At 73.6% G+C, this 25,089-nt stretch carries 21 protein-coding genes; 9 read left to right on the top strand and 12 right to left on the bottom strand.

Annotated elements, in window-relative coordinates; genetic code table 11:
* Window positions 1–182: 182 nt before the first annotated feature.
* Entirely contained in the window at window positions 183–1,487 is a 1,305-nt protein-coding gene (locus OG937_33180) for a serine-threonine protein kinase (GenBank protein WUD78971.1), read from the top strand.
* Between the two features lie 44 nt (window positions 1,488–1,531).
* On the opposite strand, the gene OG937_33175 is transcribed toward OG937_33180, so the two are convergent.
* On the bottom strand, window positions 1,532–4,279 hold the full coding sequence (locus tag OG937_33175) for a penicillin acylase family protein (GenBank protein ID WUD76200.1): 2,748 nt from the start codon (window positions 4,277–4,279) through the stop codon (window positions 1,532–1,534).
* A 190-nt stretch (window positions 4,280–4,469) separates the two neighbouring features.
* Between OG937_33175 and OG937_33170 the strand changes: the two genes are divergently transcribed.
* Window positions 4,470–5,069: a hypothetical protein gene (locus tag OG937_33170; protein WUD76199.1), complete on the top strand. Its 600-nt coding sequence runs from the start codon at window positions 4,470–4,472 to the stop codon at window positions 5,067–5,069.
* Window positions 5,070–5,678: 609 nt separating this feature from the next.
* The gene (locus OG937_33165; GenBank protein WUD78970.1) at window positions 5,679–7,124 is read left to right on the top strand and encodes an amidase; all 1,446 of its coding nucleotides are present in this window, start codon (window positions 5,679–5,681) and stop codon (window positions 7,122–7,124) included.
* On the opposite strand, the gene soxR is transcribed toward OG937_33165, so the two are convergent.
* Both soxR and OG937_33155 read right to left on the bottom strand, forming a co-directional pair.
* Window positions 7,057–7,599 (bottom strand): redox-sensitive transcriptional activator SoxR, encoded by a 543-nt coding sequence (soxR, locus tag OG937_33160; protein WUD76198.1) that lies wholly within the window; start codon window positions 7,597–7,599, stop codon window positions 7,057–7,059. The genes OG937_33165 and soxR overlap by 68 nt on opposite strands.
* A gap of 9 nt (window positions 7,600–7,608) precedes the next feature.
* Complete coding sequence (locus tag OG937_33155; protein ID WUD76197.1) at window positions 7,609–8,946, bottom strand: glycosyltransferase 87 family protein; 1,338 nt, start codon at window positions 8,944–8,946, stop codon at window positions 7,609–7,611.
* Between the two features lie 126 nt (window positions 8,947–9,072).
* Here OG937_33155 and OG937_33150 point away from each other — a divergent pair, with 126 nt between their 5' ends.
* Entirely contained in the window at window positions 9,073–9,534 is a 462-nt protein-coding gene (locus OG937_33150; GenBank protein WUD76196.1) for a MaoC family dehydratase, read from the top strand.
* Here OG937_33150 and OG937_33145 read toward each other — a convergent pair.
* Window positions 9,525–10,157 (bottom strand): TetR/AcrR family transcriptional regulator, encoded by a 633-nt coding sequence (locus OG937_33145; protein ID WUD76195.1) that lies wholly within the window; start codon window positions 10,155–10,157, stop codon window positions 9,525–9,527. The two genes, OG937_33150 and OG937_33145, sit on opposite strands and share 10 nt — an antisense overlap.
* Window positions 10,158–10,228: 71 nt before the next feature.
* A complete protein-coding gene (locus tag OG937_33140; protein WUD76194.1) occupies window positions 10,229–11,380 on the bottom strand; it encodes an acyl-CoA dehydrogenase family protein in 1,152 nt (383 codons plus the stop codon).
* 68 nt (window positions 11,381–11,448) lie between these two features.
* On the opposite strand from OG937_33140, the gene OG937_33135 reads away from it, so the two are divergent.
* On the top strand, window positions 11,449–12,105 hold the full coding sequence (locus OG937_33135) for a TetR/AcrR family transcriptional regulator (protein WUD76193.1): 657 nt from the start codon (window positions 11,449–11,451) through the stop codon (window positions 12,103–12,105).
* Window positions 12,106–12,108: 3 nt separating this feature from the next.
* Here the strand turns inward: OG937_33135 and OG937_33130 are convergent, their stop codons facing one another.
* From OG937_33130 to OG937_33110, 5 genes are all read right to left on the bottom strand, one after another.
* Complete coding sequence (locus tag OG937_33130) at window positions 12,109–12,414, bottom strand: hypothetical protein (GenBank protein ID WUD76192.1); 306 nt, start codon at window positions 12,412–12,414, stop codon at window positions 12,109–12,111.
* A 605-nt stretch (window positions 12,415–13,019) separates the two neighbouring features.
* Complete coding sequence (locus tag OG937_33125) at window positions 13,020–14,102, bottom strand: zinc-binding dehydrogenase (protein ID WUD76191.1); 1,083 nt, start codon at window positions 14,100–14,102, stop codon at window positions 13,020–13,022.
* 17 nt (window positions 14,103–14,119) lie between these two features.
* Window positions 14,120–15,514, bottom strand: coding sequence for an aldehyde dehydrogenase family protein (locus OG937_33120; GenBank protein WUD76190.1), 1,395 nt, complete (start codon window positions 15,512–15,514; stop codon window positions 14,120–14,122).
* Window positions 15,515–15,602: 88 nt separating this feature from the next.
* The gene (locus tag OG937_33115; GenBank protein ID WUD76189.1) at window positions 15,603–17,837 is read right to left on the bottom strand and encodes a molybdopterin oxidoreductase family protein; all 2,235 of its coding nucleotides are present in this window, start codon (window positions 17,835–17,837) and stop codon (window positions 15,603–15,605) included.
* 80 nt (window positions 17,838–17,917) lie between these two features.
* Complete coding sequence (locus tag OG937_33110; protein ID WUD76188.1) at window positions 17,918–18,607, bottom strand: TetR family transcriptional regulator; 690 nt, start codon at window positions 18,605–18,607, stop codon at window positions 17,918–17,920.
* An 81-nt stretch (window positions 18,608–18,688) separates the two neighbouring features.
* On the opposite strand from OG937_33110, the gene hmgA reads away from it, so the two are divergent.
* The 3 genes from hmgA to OG937_33095 are packed head-to-tail and all read left to right on the top strand — an operon-like array spanning window position 18,689 to window position 22,016.
* Window positions 18,689–20,002: a homogentisate 1,2-dioxygenase gene (hmgA, locus tag OG937_33105; protein ID WUD78969.1), complete on the top strand. Its 1,314-nt coding sequence runs from the start codon at window positions 18,689–18,691 to the stop codon at window positions 20,000–20,002.
* Entirely contained in the window at window positions 19,999–20,760 is a 762-nt protein-coding gene (locus tag OG937_33100; GenBank protein ID WUD76187.1) for a GntR family transcriptional regulator, read from the top strand. Before hmgA ends, OG937_33100 begins: the two co-directional genes overlap by 4 nt.
* 14 nt (window positions 20,761–20,774) lie before the next feature.
* Window positions 20,775–22,016 (top strand): DNA methyltransferase, encoded by a 1,242-nt coding sequence (locus tag OG937_33095; GenBank protein WUD76186.1) that lies wholly within the window; start codon window positions 20,775–20,777, stop codon window positions 22,014–22,016.
* 125 nt (window positions 22,017–22,141) lie between these two features.
* Here OG937_33095 and OG937_33090 read toward each other — a convergent pair whose 3' ends face one another.
* Together OG937_33090 and OG937_33085 are read right to left on the bottom strand one after the other, a co-directional pair.
* Window positions 22,142–22,405: a hypothetical protein gene (locus OG937_33090; GenBank protein ID WUD76185.1), complete on the bottom strand. Its 264-nt coding sequence runs from the start codon at window positions 22,403–22,405 to the stop codon at window positions 22,142–22,144.
* A 116-nt stretch (window positions 22,406–22,521) separates the two neighbouring features.
* A complete protein-coding gene (locus OG937_33085; GenBank protein ID WUD76184.1) occupies window positions 22,522–23,319 on the bottom strand; it encodes an anti-sigma factor in 798 nt (265 codons plus the stop codon).
* Between the two features lie 175 nt (window positions 23,320–23,494).
* On the opposite strand from OG937_33085, the gene OG937_33080 reads away from it, so the two are divergent.
* Window positions 23,495–25,063, top strand: a complete 1,569-nt coding sequence (locus tag OG937_33080) for a DUF4331 domain-containing protein (GenBank protein ID WUD76183.1) — start codon at window positions 23,495–23,497, stop codon at window positions 25,061–25,063.
* The last annotated feature ends 26 nt before the right edge of the window (window positions 25,064–25,089 follow it).

Raw genomic sequence — 25,089 nt, 5'->3', positions numbered from 1 at the left:
CGCGTCTCCTTCGACTCGGAACGGCTCCGGTCGGCATACTAAGCGGTCGGTCACACCTTGGGAAGGGCGCGCCACACAGGTGCCGGAATTCCCCCCGCGCGGTGTATGGCCGCATCCTCGCCGGATTGGGATGATGCGACCGCATCGGTCCGGGCGAGCCAGGGGGGACGGTCATGCCGGAAATGAGTGTCGAGCCGTACTGGGAGATGACCTTCGACGCGGACGGCGATCCCGACCGGGCGCAGCGCGACCGGCTCACCGCGGGCGTCGGCGCGAAGGGCGTCACCGACCTGCTGGTCTTCTCGCACGGCTGGAACAGCGACCGCTCCGGCGCGACCAGCCTCTACGACCGTTTCCTCGCCCCCGTCCCCGGACTGCTCGCCGGCCGCGCCCGGCCCGGCACGGTCGTCGGCTACGTGGGCGTGCTGTGGCCCTCCATGCGCTTCTCCGACGAGCCGATCCCCGACTACGACGCCCTCCTGCCCGGCCCGGAGCCGCGGCGGCCCGACCCGGCGCTCGACGCGGCCACCCGTGACGCGCTCGTGGCGGTCTTCCCCGGCCACGAGGACGAGATCCGCCGGATCGCCGAACTGCTGGAGGAACGCCCCGACGGCGAGGAGCCGTTCGCGGAGTTCGCCGCCCTGGTGCGGCGGCTGACCGGGGTGCCGCCGCAGGCCGTGGCGGGGCTGTGCGCGGACGACACCTCCGACGCGGCGCCGGGGGCCGAACCGGCCGCCCTGTGCGGCGACCCCGTGGCCGCCTGCGAGGAGTACGCGGCGGCCCTGGAGGGCGGCACCGGGCTGCCGCTGGCGGGCGGCGGCTGGACGCGGCTGTGGAACGGCGCCAAGGAGATGCTGCGCCAGGCGACGTACTACGCGATGAAGCGGCGGGCCGGGACGGTGGGCGAGCGGGGACTCGGCCCCCTCCTGGGCCGGCTCGCGCGTGCCCACCCCTCGCTCTCCGTCCACCTGGTCGGGCACAGCTTCGGCGGCCGGCTGGTCTCCTACGCGCTGCGCGGACTGCCCGACGGGGTACGCGCCGTGAAGTCGGTGACCCTGCTCCAGGGCGCCTTCTCGCACTACGCGTTCGCGTCCCGGCTCCCCCACGACGGGGCGCACGGCGGCGCGTTGAGCACCGCCCGGCTCAAGGTGTCGGGCCCGGTGGTGTCCTGCTACTCCCGGCACGACACGGCGCTCGGCACGATGTACCCGATCGCCTCCCGGCTGGCGGGTGACGACCGGGGGTTCGGGCCCGACCTCGGCGACCGCTGGGGCGCGACGGGCCACGACGGCATCAAGGCGGTCGACGACACCATGGACGTGCCGCTGGCCGAGGCGCTGCGCGGGGCGTTCCCCCGGGCCGGGTGCGTGAGCGTGGACGCCTCGGCCGTGGTCCGCCAGGGGGGTCCGCCCTCCGGGGCGCACAGCGACATCTGCCACCCCGAGCTGGCGCGGATCGTGTTGCGCGCGGGCCGGCTCCTGGCCTGAGGCCGTGGGCCGGGCGCCGGCCCGCGCGGGCCGTGCACGACGGGTCAGCGGTGGGCGGGGAACTCCACGACCTGCTGGTAGGTCGGGCGGTTCTGCCAGCTGATCTTGCCGTGCTTGATGCCGCCGAGGGTCCGGTGGATGACCGTGTCGGCGCACCACTGGTCGCCGGCCGAGCAGTTCTCGTCACCCGGGTACACCTGGGCGGCGGTCCTGGCGGCGGCCTGCTTGAGGGTGCCGGTCAGCACGTCCCGGCAGGCCGCGAGGTCGCCGCCGCCGCAGTACGTGCGCGCCAGGGCGCCCTGCACGGGTTCGCCGAGCACCGTCCGTATGTCCTTGTCGACATAGGACCACCAGCCGTACTGGAAGGAGCTGCCGGCGTGCGACCCGGTCGGGCCGTGCCCGGCCGAGGGCGCCTCGTCGACGGTGAGGTTGGCGGTCAGCGCCGCGTACAGCTCGCTGCCCAGGCCCGGTTCGAACTCGGCCTGGACCAGCAGCGGCCACCACGCGTCCATGATCCGCACCGCGTCGGCGTTGGCGTAGGCGTGCGAACCCGGCGAGGTCTCCCGGCGCTTGGCGCCGGCGGCCACCCAGTCGGAGAGCTTGGTGACGGCCGCGGACACCGCGGGGTCGGAGACCGTGCCGCTGCGCAGCACCTTGAGCAGGTCGGGCAGCACGTCCTCGCCGCGCAGGTCGGTCAGGGCCGCGTCGGCCATCGCCCTGGTCAGCTGGGCCCGCGTGACTCCGCCCGCCGCGACCAGCTTCTTCACCCGGTCGTCCAGGAGGTTGCCGCGGTGCACCGAGCCGTTGCCGAACCCGGCCGCGTCGTAGTCCTTGGCCTGCCGGTTGTTCCAGGAGACGTAGTAGTCCTGGCCGACGGACTGCGGGTGCTCCGAGGCGGGCGTGTAGTCGGCGGTGTTGTGGGCGGGGTCGAAACCGCGCCATTCGTAGGCGGGCTCGGCCCGGACCGGGAAGGTCGGGTCGACGTCCGCGGCCCGCACCGGGTTGGCGCCGCTGTTGAAGTAGGCCGCCTGCCGGGAGTCGGCGTAGAACCAGTTGAAGGTGTAGTTGATGTGCTGGACGGCCTGCTGGAAGGAGGCCGCGTCGGTGACGGCGGCCGGATCGTTGAGCATCTGGAAGCCGACGACCGAGTCGGCCTCGTGCATGTAGGAGCTGCGCAGCGACACGTAGGCGACCTTCTTGCCGCCGACCGTGGCGCGGTGCGTCACCGGGCCGTACTCGGTGCGGTAGATCTGCATCCGGTAGGAACCGGCCGCGGTGCCGTCGGCGGTCGTGGGCTTCCAGGAGTTGCTGCGCTCCAGCTTCTCCATGGCCGTGCAGGTGCCGCGGTAGAGGTAGTGGACGTCGTCCTGGCAGAGCTCCACCGTGTAGGTGTCGGTGATGTCCTGGGCCGAGGTGGTCGCGCTCCACGCGTAGTCCTGGCCACGGCCCAGCTCCACGTACATGCTCAGCCCCGCGAAGGAGGCGCCGCGGGCGCTGATGCCGGGGCCCTGGATCTCCTGGAGCATCAGCAGCTGTGGCGCGAAGTAGCCGGTCTGCGGGCCGAAGACGGCGATCGGGTGGCCGCTCGCGGTGTGCGCGCCGCTCACCAGCAGCGCGTTGGACATGCCCCGGGTGTTCGCGGACAGGGCCGTGGTGGTGGCGCTCTTCGAGGCCGCGGACGCCTTCGCGGTGCCCGCGCTGCCGGTGCGGTCGTAGACCAGCGGCTCCACCGTGACGCTCCCGGTGTCGGGCAGCGCCCTCCCCTGCGGGTCCTCCGGCCGGACGGCGTACGGGAAGCTCCGGCCGTCGTGCACGGTCAGGGCCGCCTCGGGGTCGTTGCGCTCGCGGAAGGACTCCCAGACCCTGGTGCCCTCGGTGACCCCGTACTTCTGCTGGGCGGCCAGCAGGGACAGGGCGTTGGTCACCTCGCCACCGCCTCCGGTGCCGAACAGCGCGCCGATCACGGATGCCAGGGCGATCAGGTCGGTGGACTTGAACCGCTCGATGGTGCCGGCGTTGGTGATGGCGTCCTTGTGGCCGGTCAGCACGTACTCACCGGGGAAGTAGCGGCCGCTGTCGGAGGCCGCGATGTAGGCGTTGATCCCGTCGACGTAGGCGTTGACGTCGGCCAGCGCCTGCCGGCCGCGCTCCCCGTTCTGCGTGGCGATCCAGTCGATCTGGGCCTGCAGGTCCTCCTCGGTGTACGGCGCGGCACGCCAGAACTCCTGCTCCAGCCCCTGGTTCGCCGGGGCGCCGCCGGCGAAGGAGGTCAACTGGCCGCGTCCCACGTGCCGGAACAGGTCCATCAGCCAGAGCCGGTCCTGCGCCGCGGCGTACCCGGCCCCGAACTCGGTCCCGTACCGCGTCGTGCCGGAGATGTGCGGCACCCCGGTCTTCTTGTCCCGGGTGATCGTCACGTCGCTGCGGGGCGAGGTCGTCGAGGCGACCTGCCCGGACGGGACGCCGAAGGAGGCGTCGTTGAAGAAGTTGTTGATCGTGGCGTCGGTGAGGTTCTGGTACCCGCCGGCCAGGTTCGCGTACGGCCCGAGCTGGTCCTCCGCGTGCTCCGGCTGGGTGCCGAAGATCTGGTTGAGCAGGATCTGGGCGAGGGTGGCGTTGCCGTTCTCACCCGGCGGCAGGATGTCCGAGCACCGCCCCTGGCAGTAGTCGGTGACGGGGGCGGCCTGCGCCGCCATGGGCAGTGGCGCGACGAGGCTCGCGCCCAGGGCGAGGACCGCCGCCGCGGCGGTCGTTCTGATTTTTGTCCTGAACCTGCCAAATCTGGCTCGCATGACCACTCCTCACGAAGCGCGGTGTGACGCAGGTTACTTCGAAATATGACCCCCCAGTAAGGTGAACATGCGTCACGTTTCAGCTACGCCATCCCGGCTGGAACTCGCCGCCGCGGGGATGGATCCGGAACGCCGTCCGTTACGTCCATTCGACAGCGATGCGACACCGACGACGGAGGTGGCACACACCATGGCCGGATTCCGGAGCCTCGCCAGACAGGTGCGCGATCCCCGGCGCTCCCCCACCCAGCGCCGCACCTACCTGCGCAGGTGCCTCGAGCGCTTCGCTCCGTACGGGCACCGCGCGACCTGGGACCACCTGTGCGCCGGCGCGGGGATCGCGCCCGACGACCGCGAGCCGGACCCGGTCCGGCTCGTCACGGCCCTCGCGGAACTGGAGGAGGCGCGGGCGGTCTGGCTCACCTACGAGGGGGAGTTCGCGGCCCGCCGCAAGGAGGAGAAGTTCTACGGCATCCGGCAGCCCGGCGCGCTCGACGACTGGCACCGGCGCACCTGGGGCGGCAACGGGGTCGCCTGGTGCGAGGACCCCCGCGTCCACCCCGACGACCGGCTGGCCGACGTACTGCGGCGCATCATCGCGGCGATCGACGCGGGGCCCGGTACGGGGTGCCCGGTCTGCGGCGAGTCGCACCTGCGGTGGCGGAACGGGCTCAACCACTACCCCGGGGCGGGGCCCGTGTGCGGGCGGTGCGGGATCGTGGTCCCGGTCCCGGTCCTCTGCGAGGCCGCGCTCGCGGAGGCGCGCGGTGCGCTCGCCCCCACGGGGTGAGCCTGCGGCGCGCCCCGGTTGCGGCCCGGGGTACCCCTCGCGGCCTGTTCTTGATTCGGCACCGCGTTCGCCGCTCGTCTCCCCCAGCCTTCGGCCGGGGGGACCCCCATGGGCGCACCCCGCCACACCCTCTCCGGTTGTCGGGGCGCATGACGGCCGGTGGGGGTGAGTAAGGCACCTGCGGCAACCCCGGACCGCTCTCTGACCCCCCACCGGCCGTTAGTCGCCGCACGACACGGAAGGGGCGGGGGAGTTGGGGGCACCCCCGGCCGAAGGCTGGGGGAGGGTGGGCGTTCTGGACGCTGACGTGTATTTGTTGTGCGGCACAGACGGCACGACCTGGACCGCCCGCCATGCACATAAATATGCGGTACAGATGCCCAGCCCCGGAGGCCCCGACCCCGGCCCACCATGCACGCGTGCAGCCCGCACCAATCGCGCCGGGCAATCGGGCGGGAGGGCGGGAAACCGCCCGCCGCAGGCGCAAACAACCCGCACACGAGGCACCGGGCCCCACAGAGACACCGCGCTACTGACACCCCGCCGCCGTGGTGCGACGATGCCACCCCAGGCAACGCACACCCTCGCGCGATGGGACGGGACCGGCACATGGCGGAGCTGCACGATCTGACGGCGCTGGAGCAGGGGAAGGCGATCAAGGCCGGGGAGGTCTCCCCGACGGAACTCGCCGAGCACTATCTGGACCGCGTCGACCGGCACAACGACACCCTCGGGGCGTTCATCACCGTGACCCCGGAGATCGCCCGCAAGCAGGCCGCCGACGCCGAGTCGGAGGCGCTCGCGGCCCGCCGCGAGGACCGCCAAGGGCAGCTGTCGCCGCTGCACGGCGTCCCGGTCCCGGTCAAGGACCTCAACTTCGTGGCCGGCGTGCGCTGCACCCTCGGCTCGCAGGCGTACGCCGACCACGTGCCGGACGTCGACGACCACGTCGCCGCCAAGCTGCGCGCGGCCGGGACGGTCCTGCTGGGCAAGACCAACACCCCGGAGTTCGGGCTGCCCTGCTACACGGAGAACCGGCTCGCCCCGCCCGCCCGCACCCCGTGGGACCTGGAGCGGTCCGCCGGCGGCTCCAGCGGCGGCGCGGCGGCCGCGGTCGCCGCGGGGCTGGCGCCGGTCGCGCAGGGCAGCGACGGCGGCGGCTCGATCCGCATCCCCTCCTCCGTCTGCGGCCTGTACGGCATCAAGCCCAGCCGCGGAAGGGTGAGCGCGGGCCCGGTGCAGCACGACGTGAGCGGTCTGAGCGGCAGCGGCCCGATAGCCCGTACGGTCGCGGACGCGGCGGCCCTGCTCGACGTCCTGGCGGGCCCGATGCCGGGCGACCCGTACGGTGCGCCGTCGTTGCCGCCCGGTGAGTCCTTCTCCTCGTACGTCACCCGTGAGCCGGGAACGCTGCGCGTGGTGGGGCTGCCGCAGCCCCCCGTGCCCGGGGTCGAACTGCACCCGGACTGCCGTGCCGCGTACGAGGGGACCGCGGAACTGCTGCGCGGGCTCGGCCACCAGGTGGACGAGATCGAGCTGCCCGTCGACGACGCGATCCTGCACGCGTTCACCCGGGTGTGGGGCGTGATGGCCACCGTCTACCCGGTGGCGCCGGAGCAGGAGGAGCTGCTGATGCCGCTCACGCGGCACCTGCGTGCCGAGGGCGGCAAGGTGAGCGGCCCGGACTTCGCGGAGGCGCTGTACGCGTTCCGGGCGCTGGGGCAGCTGATCGCTGACGCGCTGCTGTCCTCGTACGACCTGGTGCTGACCCCGACGCTGGCGCAGCCCCCGGCGTTCGTCGGGAGCGCGGGCCTGCGGGACGACGACGACCCGGCCGCGGAGTTCGCGGGGCTGGCCGCCTACACGCCGTTCACCCCGATCTTCAACGCCACCGGCCAGCCGGCCGTGAACGTGCCGCTGCACTGGACGGAGGACGGGCTGCCGATCGGGGTGATGTTCGGCGGCCGTTACGGGGACGAGGCGACGCTCATCTCGCTGTCGGCGCAGTTGGAGGCGGCCCGTCCGTGGGCCGGCCGCAGGCCCCCGATCTGGTAGCGGGGGCGGGGCGCGGCGGCTCCGTACCGAGCAGCCGCCGCGCGCCCGGCCCCTGGTCGCCGAGCGTGTCGCCGGGGTTGGACAGGGCGCAGCGGTCCAGGGAGAGGCAGCCGCAGCCGATGCAGTCGTCGAGGCTGTCGCGGAGCGCGGTGAGCCGGTCGATGCGGGCGTCGAGTTCGGCCCGCCAGCCCGCGGAGAGCCGGGCCCAGTCGGCCCGGTCCGGGGTGCGGCCCTCGGGCAGGCCGTCCAGCGCCTCGCGGATCGCGGCGAGCGGCATGCCGACCCGCTGGGAGGCCCGGATGAAGGCGACGCGGCGCAGGGTGTCGCGGGTGTAGCGGCGCTGGTTGCCGGCTGTGCGGCGGCTGCGGATCAGGCCCTGGGCCTCGTAGTAGTGCAGCGCGGAGACGGCGGCCCCGCTGCGCCCGCTCAGCTGGCCGACGGTCAGTTCGCGGTGCTCGCCCGGGATCCTCGCCACGTCCCGACTCTACGGGAGCTCGGCGAGCCGCTTGCGGTGCGGAACGCTCGTGCGCCACAGCCGGACGCAGGAGACGAGCGCGGCGGCGACCAGCAGCGCGTTGCGGACGGCGACGATGGCGGCGCCCTGCCAGGTGGCGGCGGTGACGTCCGCGAAGAACAGCGGGTAGTCGACCGTGGTGACGGCGGTGGCGAGCAGCACGAGCGCGGCGACCGGCCGCTGGGTGGTCTGCCGCATGGTGAGGCAGACCGCGCCGAGGCCGATCAGCCAGACCAGGTACTGGGGGCTGATGACCCGGCTGGTGACGGTGAACAGGAGCACGGCGGTCAGCGCCGCGTCGTACGGCGTGGCCGGGGTCCAACGGGCCGCCCTCACGCGCCACATCAGCAGCCACACCAGGGCGGTCCCGGTCAGCAGCAGGGAGGCGGTGGTGATCTCGGCGACGTACGGGCCGGTGAACTCCAGCGACCCGTAGTGCGCGACCACGCGCCCCGGCCAGCCGAACATCTCGGCGACGTGCAGGAAGGTGCCGCCGAGGGACTCGATCTCGACCCCGCGGTGGTGCTGCGCGGACAGGAAGCCGAGGGCGCCGCGGAACGCGGTGCACAGCACCAGCAGCAGCCCGCCCGCGGACACGGCGAGCGCGGTCCAGGTCTGCCGGGTGGTCCGGCCGCGCGGGGTGCCGAGCACGGTCAGCACGGGCCAGAGCTTGATCAGGGCGGCGAGCCCGGCGAGCGCGCCGCCGAGACGCGGCCGCGCGGGCAGTGCGAGCAGCGCGCCGACGGCGACGACGGTGACCATCAGGTCGTACCGGGCGTAGGGCAGCTGCATCAGCAGCGGCAGGGCGAGCGCCCACAGCCACGCACCGGCCGTGCTGCGTCCGGGCCGGCCGCTCCCGGCCCGCAGCAGGAGGAGCAGGACGACGGCGTCGGCGGCGAGCGACAGCAGGACGAAGCCCTGGAAGTAGCTGAGCCCGGGCAGCAGCGCCGGGGCGAGCATCACCAGCGCGGCGCCGGGCGGGTACTGCCAGGTCACGTCGCCCACGGGGAAGGTCCCGTGCGCGAAGCCCTCGCTCCAGCGGCGGTAGAGGAAGTGCACCTCGCGGGCGATGTCGCCCTGCCCGCTGCGCAGCAGGGCCAGCATGACCACCCGGCTGGCGAGCCAGTAGACGGCGAGGGCGAGCCAGGTCTGGGGCCAGGTCGCGGGGCGCAGCAGGACGGTGCGGACGGCCGCCGGGGAGGGGGTGCCGCCGCCGCTCCGGACCTCCACCGGGTGCCAGTCGGACGGGCTGGTCTCCGTGGGGGCCTCGGCCACTTCCGTCTCCTCCACCGGCGCGAACAGGGGCATACGGAGATGAAAGATAGTCACAAACCGGATGAACGGCCCTTGATACGCGCCGGGTGCGGGGCGTTGACACGGATCCTCCGCGGAGACCATGCTGAGCAAGCGCTTGGACAGTACGGGAGGCATGACATGGGACAGCCCAGGATCTTCACCTCGGTCGGCGAACTGAAGGACGCCATCGGGGAGGACCTCGGGACGACCGGCTGGCTGGAGGTCGACCAGAAGCGGATCGACCTGTTCGCCGACGCCACCGGGGACCACCAGTGGATCCACGTGGATCCGCAGAAGGCGGCCGAGGGCCCCTTCGGCACCACCATCGCGCACGGCTACCTGACCCTGTCGCTGATCCCGTCCCTCACCCCGGAGCTGCTGCGGGTCGAGGGCGTGAAGATGGGCGTCAACTACGGCGTGAACAAGGTCCGTTTCCCCTCCCCCGTGCCGGTCGGCTCACGGCTGCGGGCCGGCGGCCGGATCGCCGAGGTGAGCGAGGTGCCCGGCGGCGCCCAGCTCGTCGTGGCGATCACCGTGGAGCGGGAGGGCGGCGACAAGCCGGTGTGCGTGGCCGAGACGGTCGTCCGCTTCTACCTCTGACGGGGCGCGTACCCGACCATGCGCAGGGCGAGATCGGCGTACAGCGCGCCGATCCCGTCCGGCGTCCGGCGCCCGCCGGGGTTGAACCAGCGGGCCACGTCGATGCAGAGCGACAGCAGCGCGACGGTGGTCCCGGAGACGTCCGGCACGTCGAAGTCCCCGGCCTGCACGCCGTCGTGGATGACCGAGCGGACCGCGGCCTCGCTCTCCCGGCGCAGCTCCACCACCTCGGTGTAGTGCTCGGGGCCAAGCGCGCCGAGCTCGTACTGCACGACTCGGCCCGTGGTGTGGTGCTCCGCGTGCCAGCGGACGAAGGAGCGCACGGCCGTGGCCAGCCGTTCGGCGGGGTCGCCCCCGCCGTTCGCGGCGTCCTGGAGCAGCCCGAGGGAGAGCCGGTGCCCGACCACGCTGATCTGGTAGAGCAGCTCTTCCTTGGTCTTGTAGTGGATGTAGAGCGCCGCGGGGCTCATGCCGGCCCGGCCCGCGATGTCGCGCGTGGTCGTCGCGTGGTAGCCGCGCTCCGCGAACGCCTCGACCGCGGCGATCACCAGCCGCCTGGCGGCATCAGGGGTGATGCCGGTCCACGCCTCGGTCCGCTCCGACTGCTCCGCCTCCACGTCCATGGCGGACACCCTACATGGACGCTGAGCAAGCGCTTAGATACCGAGCGGTCGGTCGGCGCCGGCCGGCCCCGTCAGAAGGCCGCGATCCCCGTCAGCTCCCGGCCGATCAGCAGTTTCTGGATCTGGCTCGTGCCCTCGTAGAGGGTCATCACGCGGGCGTCCCGCAGCAGCTTGCCCACGGGGTACTCGTCGATGTAGCCGTAGCCGCCGAAGACCTGCAGCGCGTTGTTGGCGCAGCGCACCGCCGCCTCGCTCGCGAAGAGCTTCGCCTTGGACGACTCCGCCGCGAAGGGCCGGCCCCGGTCGATGAGATCGGCGACCCGCCAGGTCAGCAGCCGGGCCGCGTCCACGTCCAGGGCGATGTCCGCGAGCAGCTCCTGCACCAGCTGGTGCGCGGCGATCGGCTTGCCGAACTGCACGCGGTCCTTGGCGTAACCCACGGCCGCGTCCAGCGCCGCCTGCGCGATGCCCACGCACCCGGCGGCGACCGACATGCGGCCCTTGGCCAGGGCGGACATCGCCACCGAGAAGCCCTTCCCCTCGGGCCCGAGCATCGCCGAGGCCGGCACGCGCACGTCCTCCAGCACCAGCTCCGCCGTGGCCTGGCCGCGCAGCCCCAGCTTCCCGTGCACCTCGTGCCGGGCGAGGCCGGGGGTTCCGGTGGGCACGAGGAAGGCGCTGACGCCCTTGTGGCCGGGGAGGTCGTTGGTGCGGGCGAAGAGCAGGACCACGTCCGCCCAGGTGCCGTTCGTGATGAACATCTTGGCGCCGTTGATCACGTAGTCGCCGCCCTCGCGCCGGGCCCGCGTGGTCAGACCGCCGGCGTCCGACCCGGTGCCGGGCTCGGTCAGCCCGAAGCAGCCCACCGCCTCGCCGGAGGCCAGCCGGGGCAGCCAGGCCCGCTTCTGCTCCTCCGTGCCCCAGTGGGCGACGGACTTCGCCACGAGCCCGAGCGAGACGGAGACGATCCCACGCACGGACGAGTCACCGCGCCCCAGCTCCTCGGTGACCAGGCAGTACGCCAGGTGGTCGCCGCCCGAGCCGCCGTACTCCTCCGGGATGGTCAGCCCGAGGAAGCCCACGGCACCCAGCTTCTTGACGATGCCCCGGTCCACGCTCTCCGCCCGGTCCCACGCGGCCGCGTGCGGCACGATCTCGCGCTCGGCGAACTCGGCGGCCAGCGCACGGACCGCGGCCTGCTCCTCGGACAGCTCAAGATTCACGGCGCACCTCGGTTCGACTTTAAATTATCACTGCTAGTTTCCTGGCGGCAGCCTCTACTATGTGCCGCATGGCCCGCCCCCGCAAGCCCCTGCTCAGCCGCGAACGCATCGTCGCCACGGCTCTCGCGCTCGTGGACGGGGAGGGACTGCAGGCCGTCTCCACGCGCCGTCTCGCGGCGGAGCTCGGCGTCAGCGGGCCGAGCCTCTACAACCACTTCACGACGAAGGACGGGATCCTTGACGCGGTCGCCGACGCGGTCGTCGGCGAGGTCGACCTCTCCATGTTCGACGACGGCCGCGACTGGCGCGACGCCCTGCTCGCCTGGGCCCGCTCCTACCGCGCCGCGCTCGCGGCCCACCCCCAGATCGTCCCGTTCCTCGCGCAGGGCCCCGGCCGCCGTCCGGCGGGCCTGCGCATGGCCGACGCGGTCTTCGGCGGCATGACCGCCGCCGGCTGGCCCCCGGCCCACGCCACCCGCGTGGGCGCGCTCATGCGGTACTTCGTGGCGGGTTCGGCGCTGGGGTCCTTCGCGCGGGGGTTCGTCGACGACCCGTCGGCGTACGACCCGGCGGACTACCCGCACCTCGGGCAGGCCCACCTGCTCGCGGAACGGCAGCAGCAGGTGGACGAGGGCGCCTTCGAGACGGGCCTGCGCGCCCTCGTCGACGGCCTCGCGGTGCAGTTCGCTGCGCTGGGCCGAGCGCCGGCCCCCGAGGCCCAGTAGGCCTCACAGCTCGCAGGGGGCCGCGAAGCAGACGGGGTGCGTGCGCCAGTCGTCGTCGGTGTCCACGCCGCCGCCGTAGCCGTCCCCGTCGTGGTCACCGCGGCCCGGGTCCCGGTGATCCGGGTCCCAGCCGTCGGACCCGATCCAGCCGCCGGAACCGTCCTGGCTCATGTCGTCGGTGTAGAGGAGCGTCGAGTACGACCCGGAATCATCGGCGAACGCGGTCGTGGGCAGCAGCGCGCCACCCGTCACGAAGGCGGAGGCGGCGGCGAGCGCGAAGAAGCGGCGGGTCAGGATCTTGTGCGGCATGGGAGTTCCCCTCGGGCGGGGGCCGCCTGTGCGGCCCGCGTATCTGGACTCCCTCCAGTAGGCGGTGCCGGCCCCTTCCCGGTCACGCCCCTTCATTTCGTGGCTTGACGCGCGGGACATCCCTGTGCGGGTTGTTCGCGCCTGCGGCGGGCATCCCCCGCCCTCCCGCCCGATTGCCCGGCGCGGTTGGTGCGGGCTTCGCGCGGTTCGTGGTGGGCCGGGGGCGGGGCCTGCGGGGCTGGGCATTCTGGACCGCATATTTCTGTGCATGACGGGCGGCACTTGTTGTGCCGTCTGTGCCGCACAACAAATACACGTCAGCGTCCAGAACGCCCACCCTCCCCCAGCCTTCGGCCGGGGGTGCCCCCACTTCCCCCGCCCCCTCCGCCGGTTCCGCGACCAACGGCCGGAGGGGGTGAGGAAGCGGTCCGGGGTCGCCGCAAGTGCCTCACTCACCCCCCACCGGCCGTCAGTCGCCCACACAGCGGGAGGGGGTGTGGCGGGGTGCGCCCATGGGGGTCCCCCCGGCCGAAGGCTGGGGGAGGGAGGGTGGGCGGGGGATGCCCGCCGCAGGCGCAAACGACCCGCAGACGGCGACGAACCGGTCAGAAGACGACCAGCGCCCGCCCGCCCCTCCCCGCGAGCATCGCCGAGAACGCCCCCGCAATCCCCTCCAGCCCGATCCGCTCCGTGACCATCGCCGACAGGTCGAGCCGCCCCGCCCGCACGTGCTCGGCCAGGACGGGCAGGTCCCGCGCCGGGTCGCTGTTCCCGTACACGCACCCGGACAGCGTGCGCCCGAAGTGGAAGAGCTCCAGCGCGGAGAAGGAGACCAGGTCCCCCTTCCCGCCGATGCCCACCACCGTCGTGCGCCCGCCGCGCCGCGTCGAGGACCACGCGGAGCGGATCGTCTCGCCGCGCCCCACGCACTCGATGGCGACGTCCGCCCCGTGCCCGCCGGTCAGCGCGCGGATGCGCTTCGCGACGTCCTCCCCCGCGAGGAGGAACTCCGTGGCACCCGCGGCCCGCGCCAGGGCCTCCTTCTCCGGGGAGACGTCGACGGCCACGACGGCGCCCGCCCCCGCGATGCGGGCGGCCTGGAGGACGGCGAGGCCGACGCCCCCGACGCCGAAGACGGCGACGGACTCCCCGGGGCGCACCCCGGCGCTGTGGTGGACCGCTCCGTACCCGGTGAGCACGGCGCACCCGAGGAGCGCGGCCTCCGTGAGCGGCACCCCGTCCGGGAGGGGCAGCACCGCGGACGCCGGGACCACGGTCTCCTCGGCGAACGCGGCCGTCCCGAGCCCCGGGTAGAGCTCGTCCCCGCCGCCCACGAGCTTGGCGTAGGGCACGCCCGCCGCCGCGCCCGCGGCGGCGCAGAGCCAGGGCTCGCCGAGCCCGCAGTAGTGGCAGGCGCCGCAGGAGGGCGCCCAGTTGAGGATGACGCGGTCGCCCGGGGTCACGCCCGTGACGCCCTCGCCCACGGAGACGACCGTGCCGGCGCCCTCGTGCCCGAGGACGGCGGGCACGGGCTGCCGCAGCGTCCCGTTGGACAGGGACAGGTCGGAGTGGCACACCCCGGCCGCGGCGAGCCTGACCCGTACCTGGCCCGGCCCGGGTTCGGGCAGGTCGATCTCGGCGAGGGTCAGGGGCGCGTTGACGGCGGGCAGTACGGCGGCGCGGACCACGGTGTTTTCTCCTGCGCTCAGAACTGGAGGGACTTGGTCTGGAGGTACTCGGTGAGGCCGTGCGGGCCGAGCTCGCGCCCGACGCCGGACTGCTTGTACCCGCCGAACGGGGCCAGCGGGTTGAAGCGGCCGCCGTTGATGTCGACCTGGCCGGTGTCCATGCGCCGGGCGAAGGCGACGGCCGTCGCCTCGTCGGCCGCCCAGACCGCCCCGGCGAGGCCGTAGACGGTGCCGTTGGCGATGCGCAGCGCGTCCTCCTCGTCCTCGTAGGCCAGGATCGACAGGACGGGGCCGAAGATCTCCTCCTGGGCGATCGTCATCTCCGGGGTGACGTCGGCGAAGACGGTGGGGCTGACCCAGTAGCCCCGCGCCCGGGGGGCGTCGGTGCCGCCGGCGACGAGGCGGGCGCCCTCCTCGACGCCCTTGGCGATGTAGCCGCGGACGCGCTCGTGCTGCCTGGCGTTGACGACGGGGCCGATGCGCTCACCCGGCACGTACTTGGCGGCGGCCGTCACGGCGAGGGCCACCGCCTCCTCGTACCGGTCCCGGTGGACGAGCATGCGGGTCCAGGCGCTGCACGTCTGGCCGCTGTTGGACATGACGTTGGCGACGCCGACGTTGACGGCCTTGGCGAGGTCCGCGCCCGGGAGGATGACGTTGGCGGACTTGCCGCCGAGTTCCAGGGCGACGCGCTTGACGGCGGCGCCCGCGGTCGCGGCGATCTGCCGGCCGACGGCGGTGGATCCGGTGAAGGAGACCAGGTCGACGTCCTCGTGGGCGGCCAGGGCCTGTCCGGCGACCGGGCCGAGACCGGTGACGAGGTTGAACACCCCGGCGGGCACGCCCGCTTCGTGGACGGCCTCGGCGAAGAGCTGGGCGACCAGCGGGGTGTCCTCGGCGGGCTTGAGGACGACCGTGCAGCCGGCGGCGAGCGCGGGGGCGACCTTGGCGACGATCTGGTGGAGCGGGTAGTTCCAGGGGGTGATCGCGCCGACCACGCCGACGGGCTCGTGGAGGACGGTGGAGTTGCCGATCCGCTCCTCGAAGGGGTGGCCGGCGGCGAGTTCGGCGTACGAGCCCGCGACCGCGATGGGGAGCCCCGCGTGGACCGCCTGGCTGAACGGCAGCGGCGCGCCCAGTTCGGCGGTGACGGTCTCGGCGATCTCGTCGCGGCGCGCGGCGAGGGCGTCGCGCAGCGCGGCGATGCGGGCGGCGCGTTCGGCGGGCGGCGTGGCGGCCCAGCCGGGGAACGCGGCCCGGGCGGCGCGGACCGCCGCGTCGACGTCGGCGGCGGTGCCCGCGGGCACGGTGGCGAACACCTGCTCGTCGGCGGGGTTGACGACGTCGATCGTCTCCGTGCCGGCGGCGGGCCGCCATTCGCCGTCGATGTACATCCCGTCGTGCGGCTTCATCCCTTGTCCTCCCGGGCGGACCTGCCGTGGCCCGCCCAAACTAGCGCCGATAGTTTTCTGTTTCCAGGGCGGCACCCCGTGCGGTGGGTCACGCCGGGGCGACCTGGACGGGGAATCCGTTGAGGACGGCCGTGCCCGACAGCGGGTCGAGCAGGGTGCCGTCGAGCAACTGGTTGAGGTTGGCCCCCGGTTCGCGGGACGCGACCGTCAGCCGGGTACCCGCGCGGTCGTGGCCCCAGCCGTGCGGCAGGCTCACCACTCCGGGCCGCACCGCGTCCGTGACCTCGACCGGGGCCTCGATCTCGCCGCCGTCGCCCTTGATGCGGGCGGGCGCCGCGTCGGTGAGGCCGAGGCGGGTGGCGTCCTCGGGGTGCACCTGGAGGGTGCAGCGGTTGCTCCCGCCGGTGAGCGCGGGCACGTTGTGCATCCAGCTGTTGTTGGAGCGCAGGTGGCGGCGGCCGATGAGGACCAGCCCGTCCCCGGACCGGCCGGTGACCGCCGCCAGCAGCCGGGGCACGTCGGCGGTGAGCGGCGCGGGCGCCAGTTCGATCGTGCCGGAGGCGGTGCGCAGCACCTCGGGGACGCGGGGGCGCAGCGGGCCGAGGTCGATGCCGTGCGGCCGGTCGAGGAGCCCGCGCAGGGTGAGGCCGCCGGGGTCGGCGCCGAAGCCGTCGCCGTACGGGCCGAGCCGCAGCATCATGTCGAGCCGCCGCTCGTAGCCGGTGCCTCCGGTGAGCGCGGCGGCCAGTTCGGCGGGGTCGCGGCCGTGGACCGCGGAGTGCGGGTCGGCGGTCTCCTTGGCCAGGCGGTGGGTGACGGCCTGCTCGTCGACGAGCGCGGGGTCGGCGTCCGGGCCGAAGCCGCCGAGGAGGAGGGCGAGCCGGGCGAGGATCTCCGGCTCCCCGGGCCTGCCGTCCTCCAGGGGGATCGCGGGCGGGCTGTACCGGGCGTTGTTGCGCACGGAGAAGTTGCCGAACGCGAAGTCGTAGTGGGCGCTGCGCGAGGGCGGGGGCGGCGGCAGGACGACATCCGCGTGGCGGGTGGTCTCGTTGAGGTACGGGTCCACGCTGACCATGAAGTCCAGCCCCGCCAGGGCCCGGTCGAGGCGGGCCCCGTCGGGGGCGGACAGCACGGGGTTGCCGGCGATGGTGACCAGGGCGCGGAGTTGCCCGTCGCCGGGGGTGTCGATCTCCTCGGCGAGTGCGGCGGCGGGCAGTTCGGAGGCGACCTCCGGGTGGCCGGAGACCCGGCTGCGCCAGCGGCCGGTGGTGAAGCCGCGGCCGGGGCCGGCCGGGCGCGGGGCGCGTGCGGTGGCCGGCAGCGGGAACATCGCGCCGCCGGGGCGGTCGAGGTTGCCGGTCAGGATGTTGAGGACGTCGATCAGCCAGCTGGCGAGGGTGCCGAAGCGTACGGCGGTGCTGCCCAGGCGTCCGTAGACGGCGGCGCTGGGGGCGGCGGCCAGGTCGCGGGCGAGGGTGCGGATGCGCTCGGCGGGGACGTCGCAGTACGGGGCGACCGCCTCGGGGGTGAAGTCGCGGGCCAGTGCGCGGACCTCGTCGACGCCGGTGACGTGGCCTTCGAGGTGGCCGAGGCCGGTGAGTCCCTCCTCGAACAGCACGTGGACGACGGCGAAGAGCAGCGCGGCGTCGGTGCCGGGGCGCGGCGCGATGTGGAGGTCGGCGCGTTCGGCGGTGCGGGTGCGCTTGGGGTCGATGACGGTGAGTCTGCCGCCGCGGCGGCGCAGCGCCTTGAGCTTGCCGGGGAAGTCGGCGGCCGTGGCGAGGCTGCCGTTGGACACCAGGGGGTTGCCGCCGATGACGACCAGGTGGTCGGTGCGGTCCAGGTCGGGCACGGGGACGGCGAGCGCGTCCCCGTAGAGGTGGCCGCACGCGGCCTGCTTGGGCATCTGGTCCAGGGTGCTGGCGGAGAACAGCGCGCGGGTGCCGAGGGCACGGATGACCATCGGCGGGTAGAGCCCGCCGGCGATGGTGTGCACGTTGGGGTTGCCCAGGTAGACGCCGGTCGCCGCGGTGCCGTGGGTCTCGCGGATGCGGGTGAAGCCCTCGTCGACGGCCGCGTACGCCTCGGCCCAGGTGGCCTCGGTGAGCGCGCCGTCGCGGCGTACGAGCGGGCGGGTGAGCCGGTCGGGGTCGCCGTCGACATCGCCGAAGGAGGCGCCCTTGGGGCAGATGAAGCCCGCGCTGAAGACGTCGTCGCGGTCGCCGCGGGCGCCGGTGACCCGGTCCGCGTCGATGGTCAGGGTCAGTCCGCACGTGGCCTCGCACAGCGGACAGATACGCAGGGCGGTACGACTGCTGGCCATCGGGCCTCCAGGGCAAGGGCGCTTCCTCGTGTGCGGCCACCATACCGACCGGTATGCATGTCGGGATAGCACTCGCGGCGCTATGGCTCCAGAACGCCTGCGAGGTACGCGCGGAGCAGTACCTTCGTCTCGGCGATGAGCGCGGCGTCGCCCTGCGGCTCGGCGCGGAAGGCCATCTTGAGCAGGGCGTCGGCGGCCTCCACGCCCACCACGAAGGCCGTCCGCAGTCGCCGGTCGTCGGTCACGGCCACGCCGGCGGCGCCGAGCGGGGCGATGAGCAGGGCCCGCAGCCGGTCGGCGACCAGGTGGTTGGCCAGGTCGTTCACGGCGGGACCGGGAGCCGGGCCGGCGAAGCTGACGAGGGCGAAGCCGGGCACGGTGCGCCGCATGGCGACGTACTGGTCGACGACGACGTCGATCAGCCGGCGCCAGTCCCCGGTGCCGGCGGGGGCCGTATCACCCGGGGCCGCCACCTCGCCCGGGGCCGCGCCGAGGGCGTCGAGGCGGTCGGTGACCCCGGCGAGGTACTTGTCGAGGTTGCGGCGGGCGAGGGCGTCGGCCATGGCGCGCTTGTTGGAGAAGAAGCGGTAGACCGAGCCGATCGGCACGCCCGCGCGGGCGGCCACGTCCCGCGTGCTCAGCTCCTCGTAGCCGCCCTCGTCGAGGATCGCCGCGGCCGCGTCGAGGATCCGGGCGAAGCGTTCGGCGCTGCGCTGCTGGACGGGTACGCGCCGGAGACCGTTGCCGCTGCTGTGCACGAGGTCCATCATGCCGGTTTTCCACAGGGACCGGCCGATCCCTTGCGGGGTTGATTCCTATGGACAACCATAGGAATCGTGACCAGCACAGAGATCGCCAGCACAGAGATCCAGGCCGGCAAGGACCTCGCCTACCTCCCCGGCTTCGGCAACGAGCACATGAGCGAGGCGGTCCCCGGAGCGGTTCCGGTCGGCCGCAACTCACCGCAGCGCGCCCCGCTCGGCCTCTACGCGGAGCAGCTGAGCGGCACCGCCTTCACCGAGCCGCGCCATCACAACCGCCGCTCGTGGCTGTACCGCATCCGCCCCTCGGCGGCCCATCCGCCGTTCCGCCGCATCGCCAACGGACGGCTGCGCAGCGCGCCCTTCACGCAGGCCGAGCCCGATCCCAACCGGCTGCGCTGGAGCCCGCTGCCGCTGCCGCAGGAGCCGGCCGACTTCGTGGACGGCCTGGTCACCGTCGGCGGCAACGGGGACGTGCTGCGCCGCGAGGGCATCGGCATCCACTGGTACGCGGCCAACCGCTCGATGGACAGCCGGGTGTTCTCCTCCTCCGACGGCGAGCTGCTGATCGTGCCGGAGCGCGGCCGGCTGCTGATCCGTACCGAACTGGGCGTCCTGGCCGCCGGGCCGGGCCACGTGGCACTGGTGCCGCGCGGGGTGCGCTTCCGCGTCGAGCTGCCGGACGGGGAGGCGCGCGGCTACGTCTGCGAGAACTACGGCCAGTCCTTCCGGCTGCCGGACCTCGGTCCGATCGGCGCCAACGGCCTGGCCAACGCGCGGGACTTCATGGCGCCGGTGGCGGCGTACGAGGACCGCGAGGAGCCGGTGGAGGTGGTGAACAAGTTCGGCGGCAACCTGTGGGCCGCCGAGTACGGCCACTCCCCCCTCGACGTCGTCGGCTGGCACGGCAACCTGGTGCCGTACGTCTACGACCTGCGGCGCTTCAATGTGCTCGGTTCGGTCAGCTACGACCACCCCGATCCGTCGATCTACACCGTGCTGACCTCGCCCTCCGACACCCCGGGCCTGGCCAACGCCGACTTCGTGGTCTTCGCGCCGCGCTGGCTGGTCGGCGAGGACACCTTCCGCCCGCCGTACTTCCACCGGAACGTGATGAGCGAGTTCATGGGGCTCGTCGAGGGCGCGTACGACGCCAAGGCGGAGGGCTTCGTCCCCGGCGGGGCGTCGCTGCACAACATGATGTCGGCGCACGGCCCGGACCGGGCCACCTTCGACAAGGCGAGCGCCGCCGAGCTGGTCCCGCAGAAGGTGGACGACGGGCTGGCCTTCATGTTCGAGACGCGCTGGCCGGTGGTGGCGACCCCGGAAGCGCTGGGGGCGGAGCACCTGCAGCGGGACTACGACGGCGTGTGGCGGGGGCTTGAGCGACACTTCAGGCCATGACGACGAGCCCGAGCAGCACCTTCGCCCCCGACTCGCTGGTCCTGAACCGCAAACTCCCCTTGTGGTACCAGGTCTCGCAGTCCCTGCGCGCCTCGATACTCGGCCGTCGTCCGGACGCCCCGCTGCGGCTGCCGACCGAGGACGCGCTGGCGGGGCACTACGGCGTCAGCGTGCTCACGATGCGGCAGGCGCTGAAGGAACTGGAGGAGGAGGGGCTGATCAGCCGCCACCGGCGGCGCGGCACGTTCATCGAACCGGCCGCGCGGCGCGGGGCTCCGGTGCGGCTGCTGGGCTCGGTCGACGCGATCGTCGCCCAGCAGTCCGGGGACCGCACCAGCGTGCTCGGTCACGGCCCGGCGCCCGTGCCGCCGGAGTTCGCCGAGTACTTCCCCGGACTGCCGGAGACCGTCGCCTACCGTCGGCTGCGCTGCGACGAGTCGGGTGAGCCGACCAACTGGGCGGAGAACTTCGTCCTGCCGGAGCTGGCCGCCCGGATCGACCTCGCGGACCTGGCGCGCTGGCCGATGACGAAGGTGCTCCGGGACGCCCTCGGGGTACGGATCAGCCGCATCACCGACACCGTCGAGGCGCGGCTGGCCGACCCGGACACCGCCCGGCTGCTGGAGGTGCCCCTGCTCAGCCCGATCCTGCACTACACGGGGGTGACCTACGACGACACGGGCCGCACGGTCGACGTGGTGCGCATCCGCTACCGGGGCGACCGCTTCTCCTTCACCGTGACCGTGGAGGCACCCTGAGGGCCCTCAGTAGCATGCCCACAGTGAGCGATGTGAGCGATGAAGCGCCGACGCTGGCCGACCTGATGCCGTGGTCCGTCCCGCCCCTGCGCCTGGGGCGGAGCTGGGTCATGGCCCCCGAGGCGGCGACCCTCACCTCGCGCTGGGACCGGCTGGTGAAGGCCGGGGGCGCCGAGCGCGAGCGACTGTTCCATCCGACCCGGGCGCGCACCCCGCAGACCGCCGTCGCCCAGCTGCCGGGCCACCCTGCGCCCACCACCCGGCTGGAGCGCGAGGAGGGCCCCTGCGCGGAGCCGGTGCGCGTGCTCCACGGCCCGTACGACCAGCAGTGGCTCATCCCCGACCAGCGCCTGATCGACGCCGCCCGCCCCGAGTTGTGGCGGGTCGCCGACGAGGACCGGCAGCTGTACGCGGTGGAACTGGCGCGCCTGCCGCAGGTCCCGGGGCCGCCGCTGGTCTTCTCCGCGCTACTGCCCGACGGCCACTCCCCCGCCGGCCGGCCCGGCCGGATCCGGCCGTTGTTCCGCCGCCCCGGCGGACGGGACCCGAACCTCGCGCCGGGTCTGCTGGACCGGCTCGCCCGTCGGCTGGACACCCCGGTCGGCGCGGAGGACGTGCTCGCCTGGGTCGCCGCGCTCGCCACGGGCTCGCCCGTCGAGGTCCCGCTCACCGCCGATGCGGCGCTGTGGGCGGAGGGCGTCGCGCTGGGCCGCCGTCTGCTGTGGCTGCACACCCGGGGCGCCCGCTTCGCCGATCCGGCGGAGGACCGTCCCGCGGGGCATCCCCGGCTGCCCGGCGGCCGGCGCCCCTACGTCCGGGCGGCGCTGCCCGACGTGCCGGGGGAGGCGCCGTCGTACGACCCGGAGGAGGCGGCGCTGGTGCTGGGGAGCGGGCGGGTGGCGCCGGTGCCGCAGGCGGCCTGGGAGTTCCACGCCGGGGGGACGCGGGTGCTGGAGACCTGGTTCGAGCGGCGGCTCCCCGCCGGGGCGGCGGAGGGACTCGACGCGGTCCGGCCCGCCGCCTGGCCGCGGGCCAGGACGACCGAACTGCTGGAGCTGGTCAGTGTGCTGGCCCTGCTGGCGGAGCTGCGGCCGTCCCGCCGCGCGCTCGCCGCCCGGGTCGCGGACGGCCCGCGGATCAGTGCCGCCGAGTTGCGCGCGGCCCGCGTCCTGCCGGTGCCGGATTCGGCGCGCCGCCCGGCCTCCGTGCTGGATCACCACGAAGAGGGACCGGACGGGCAGTTCGCCCTGCTGTGACCACAAGTCGACACGACAACAGGCTCGGACGGAGCACACCGACGCGCCGCATCACGCAGCGCGGTGCCGGGACGGTGTACTGCGCCCGAGCCTGTCCGCTGAAGGAACGCCGAGAACGCCTCCGGTCAGCCGCGGCTGCCGAAGAGCGAACGGCGCAGCCGCCGCAGCGGCGCGAACAGCGACACACGCGCCCCGCGGCTGGCGTTCGCGCGCACGTGGTCGCGCGAGGTCAGCTCGCGCATCAACAGCGTGGCCTCCTCCGCCTCCCGCTGCGGCACGGCGGGGCCGGCCAGCACCGAGAGATGGCGGTCGAGACGCGCGCTGGACGCGCTGCTCCCGCACGTGACGGCAGGCACTCGCGGCCTGCTCCGCATTGCTATCTGATCCATGACACTCCCCACCCGTTCGAGGGCACCCGGCACCGGGCAGGGTAACCCTATCGTCCTGCGGCGTCACCTATGCATCCGCGTTCCCGGATTCACCTTCCCGTCAAGGGGGTTGACGGTCACGAACCGATCCCCAGCGCGAGCAGGGGAAGTTGCACCATGGGATCCGAGGTCGGCACCACGGATCCGCCAGTCGGCTCAACCGTCACGGTGAACGCGTACGACCGCTCGTTCAGCCCGTCGGTCACGATCGGCCCGGGCGTGCCGTCCGCCGCCGGATCGGCGCCCAGCACGGCGAGGGAGCGGAAGGACGTCGGGCGCTCGCTCACCAGCCACAACTGGTAGACGTTCCGCCCCTCCAGGCGCGGCAGCCCGTGCACCGTCACCACGGCGCGGCGCAGGTCCCGCGACACCACGGCGGTCACCCCCCGTCCATGGTCGTCGCTCGCGTAGGCGGGGCGGGCGTCGGCGGCCGTCAGAACCTCGTTCACCGCACGCGCGTTCCCCCGTTCCCGGTCCAGTTGGGTGGCGGTCCGCAGCAGCAGGGCGCCCAGCACCGCGCAGGCCAGGAGGGCCGCCCCGGCGCCCGTCGCGGCCAGGCGCGCCGCGGAAGGCCGGCGCCACGCCTCCCACCAGCGGCCCGGCGCCAGGGCCTCCAGGGGTTCCGGGGCTTGCGGCGCTTCCGGATCCCCCGGCACCCCGTCCACCGGCACCTCGTCCACCTGCAGCGGCACCATCGGGGGCGGCGGCGCGGCGGAACCCCGGTTGCCGAGCCGCACGGTGTCCCCGGCCAGATCCCGCACCCGCTCGGCGCACGCGTCGCAGCGCATCAGATGCCGCTCGAATCGGCGCAGTTCCCGCGACGCGAGGGTGTCCAGCGCGTACGCCGCGGCCAGTTCGTGCACGGAACCTCTCATGGGTCGCCCCGTTTCCCTCCCCGGTGCACGCACCGTCCGGCCGGGCCTATATCACGTTACAACCCTGTGACACAAATTCTCCCCGGTCCGCCAATCCGCCATCCGACCGGCCCCGAACAACCCACGCAGGACCTCTTCCAAGGGGGAGGGGCCAGACTCGCGAAGGACCGACGCGATGACCGCACACAGCAGGAACAGGCTCACGGCCCGGTTCGGGCGATCGCGCACGATCGCCCTGCTGGCCGCCGGCGCACTGGCCGCGGGGGGGCTCGCCGCGGTGGGCGTCACCGGACTGGAGCCGGGGACGGCACAGGCGTCCAGCCACCGGGAGGCACCGCTGATCTCGGGGCAGCCGCAGTACGACACCACGGACGTCTACGCGTTCGTCAGCCCCGACCGCCCGGACACCACCACGCTGGTGGCGAACTGGATACCGTTCGAGGACCCGGCCGGCGGCCCGAACTTCTACAAGTTCGCCGACGACGCCCAGTACGACATCCACATCGACAACGACGGGGACGCCCAGGGCGACTACCTCTACCGGTGGACCTTCCGCGACCACCTCCGCAACAAGAAGACGTTCCTCTACAACACCGGCCCGGTCACCAGCCTCGACGACCCGGACCTGAACTTCTTCCAGACCTACGACATCGACCTGTTCCGGCTGCACAACCAGCAGGTCACCGGCCGCTACAAGGTCGCGGACGACGTACCCGTCGCGCCGTCGAACGTCGGCAAGGCCTCGATGCCGGACTACAACGTGCTGCGCCAGCAGGCCGTCAAGGACCTGGGCCGCGGCACCACGGCCTTCGCCGGCCAGTCCGACGACCCGTTCTTCCTCGACCTGCGGGTCTTCGACCTGCTCTACGGGGGCAACCTCTCCGAGGTCGGCGACGACACCCTCAAGGGCTACAACGTCAACACCATCGCCCTGCAGGTCCCGACGGCCGCGATCCGCCAGTCGGCCAAGCAGCCGGTCGTCGGCATCTGGTCCACCACGCAGCGGCGCACCGCGAACGGCGACTGGGCACAGGTCTCGCGCCTCGGCATGCCGCTGGTCAACGAGGTGGTCAACCCGCTCAAGGACAAGGACCGGTTCAACGCGTCCTCGCCCTGGAACGACGCCCAGTTCCTCAAGAACGTGACGCACCCCGAGCTGCCCAGGCTCATCGAGGGCATCTACAAGATCAAGGCGCCGGCCACCCCGCGCGACGACCTCGTCCAGGTGTTCCTGACGGGTGTGCCCAAGCTCAACCAGCCGCCGCACGTCCGCCCGTCGGAGATGCTGCGGCTCAACACGGCCGTCCCGCCCACCGCCAAGCCCAAGCGGCTGGGCGTCCTGGACGGCGACAACGCCGGCTTCCCCAACGGCCGCCGGCTCGGTGACGACGTCGTGGACATCGCGCTGCAGGTGGTGGAGGGCGAACTGGTCGGGTCGAAGAACGACCTGGGCGACGCCGTCAACGCCAACGACCAGGCCTTCGGCGCCAGCTTCCCGTACGTGGCCCTGCCGGCCTCCGGCTCGGACGGCCCGCTGGCCAAGCCGGCCACCAACTCGGCCCAGACCAACGGGGTCACCCAGCTCAACGGGGGCGGCCTGCTCACGGGCGGCGGTGACGACAACACCGTGCTGATCGCCTCCGCGGCCTCCGGCGGCGCGGGCGTGCTGCTGATCGGAGCCGCGCTGCTGTGGTGGCGGATGCGCCGCAGCCCCGCCGGCCGACGGGCGCACGGCCGGGCCTGAGGCACCGCTGCGCCGGGCCCGACGGC

It is taken from the genome of Streptomyces sp. NBC_00510 (genome assembly GCA_036013505.1).
Classification (GTDB): Bacteria; Actinomycetota; Actinomycetes; order Streptomycetales; family Streptomycetaceae; genus Actinacidiphila.
This window is presented reverse-complemented; position numbering and strand designations above follow the sequence as displayed.

What these genes read in the sequence shown, in the direction of transcription:
- OG937_33180 (WUD78971.1), top strand. Translation starts at nt 183, where the DNA reads ATGAGTGTCGAGCCGTACTGGGAGATGACCTTCGACGCGGACGGCGAT.
- OG937_33175 (WUD76200.1), bottom strand. Translation starts at nt 4,279, where the DNA reads ATGCGAGCCAGATTTGGCAGGTTCAGGACAAAAATCAGAACGACCGCC.
- OG937_33170 (WUD76199.1), top strand. Translation starts at nt 4,470, where the DNA reads ATGGCCGGATTCCGGAGCCTCGCCAGACAGGTGCGCGATCCCCGGCGC.
- OG937_33165 (WUD78970.1), top strand. Translation starts at nt 5,679, where the DNA reads ATGGCGGAGCTGCACGATCTGACGGCGCTGGAGCAGGGGAAGGCGATC.
- OG937_33155 (WUD76197.1), bottom strand. Translation starts at nt 8,946, where the DNA reads ATGCCCCTGTTCGCGCCGGTGGAGGAGACGGAAGTGGCCGAGGCCCCC.
- OG937_33150 (WUD76196.1), top strand. Translation starts at nt 9,073, where the DNA reads ATGGGACAGCCCAGGATCTTCACCTCGGTCGGCGAACTGAAGGACGCC.
- OG937_33145 (WUD76195.1), bottom strand. Translation starts at nt 10,157, where the DNA reads ATGGACGTGGAGGCGGAGCAGTCGGAGCGGACCGAGGCGTGGACCGGC.
- OG937_33135 (WUD76193.1), top strand. Translation starts at nt 11,449, where the DNA reads ATGGCCCGCCCCCGCAAGCCCCTGCTCAGCCGCGAACGCATCGTCGCC.
- OG937_33130 (WUD76192.1), bottom strand. Translation starts at nt 12,414, where the DNA reads ATGCCGCACAAGATCCTGACCCGCCGCTTCTTCGCGCTCGCCGCCGCC.
- OG937_33120 (WUD76190.1), bottom strand. Translation starts at nt 15,514, where the DNA reads ATGAAGCCGCACGACGGGATGTACATCGACGGCGAATGGCGGCCCGCC.
- OG937_33115 (WUD76189.1), bottom strand. Translation starts at nt 17,837, where the DNA reads ATGGCCAGCAGTCGTACCGCCCTGCGTATCTGTCCGCTGTGCGAGGCC.
- OG937_33110 (WUD76188.1), bottom strand. Translation starts at nt 18,607, where the DNA reads ATGATGGACCTCGTGCACAGCAGCGGCAACGGTCTCCGGCGCGTACCC.
- OG937_33100 (WUD76187.1), top strand. Translation starts at nt 19,999, where the DNA reads ATGACGACGAGCCCGAGCAGCACCTTCGCCCCCGACTCGCTGGTCCTG.
- OG937_33095 (WUD76186.1), top strand. Translation starts at nt 20,775, where the DNA reads ATGCCCACAGTGAGCGATGTGAGCGATGAAGCGCCGACGCTGGCCGAC.
- OG937_33090 (WUD76185.1), bottom strand. Translation starts at nt 22,405, where the DNA reads ATGGATCAGATAGCAATGCGGAGCAGGCCGCGAGTGCCTGCCGTCACG.
- OG937_33085 (WUD76184.1), bottom strand. Translation starts at nt 23,319, where the DNA reads ATGAGAGGTTCCGTGCACGAACTGGCCGCGGCGTACGCGCTGGACACC.
- OG937_33080 (WUD76183.1), top strand. Translation starts at nt 23,495, where the DNA reads ATGACCGCACACAGCAGGAACAGGCTCACGGCCCGGTTCGGGCGATCG.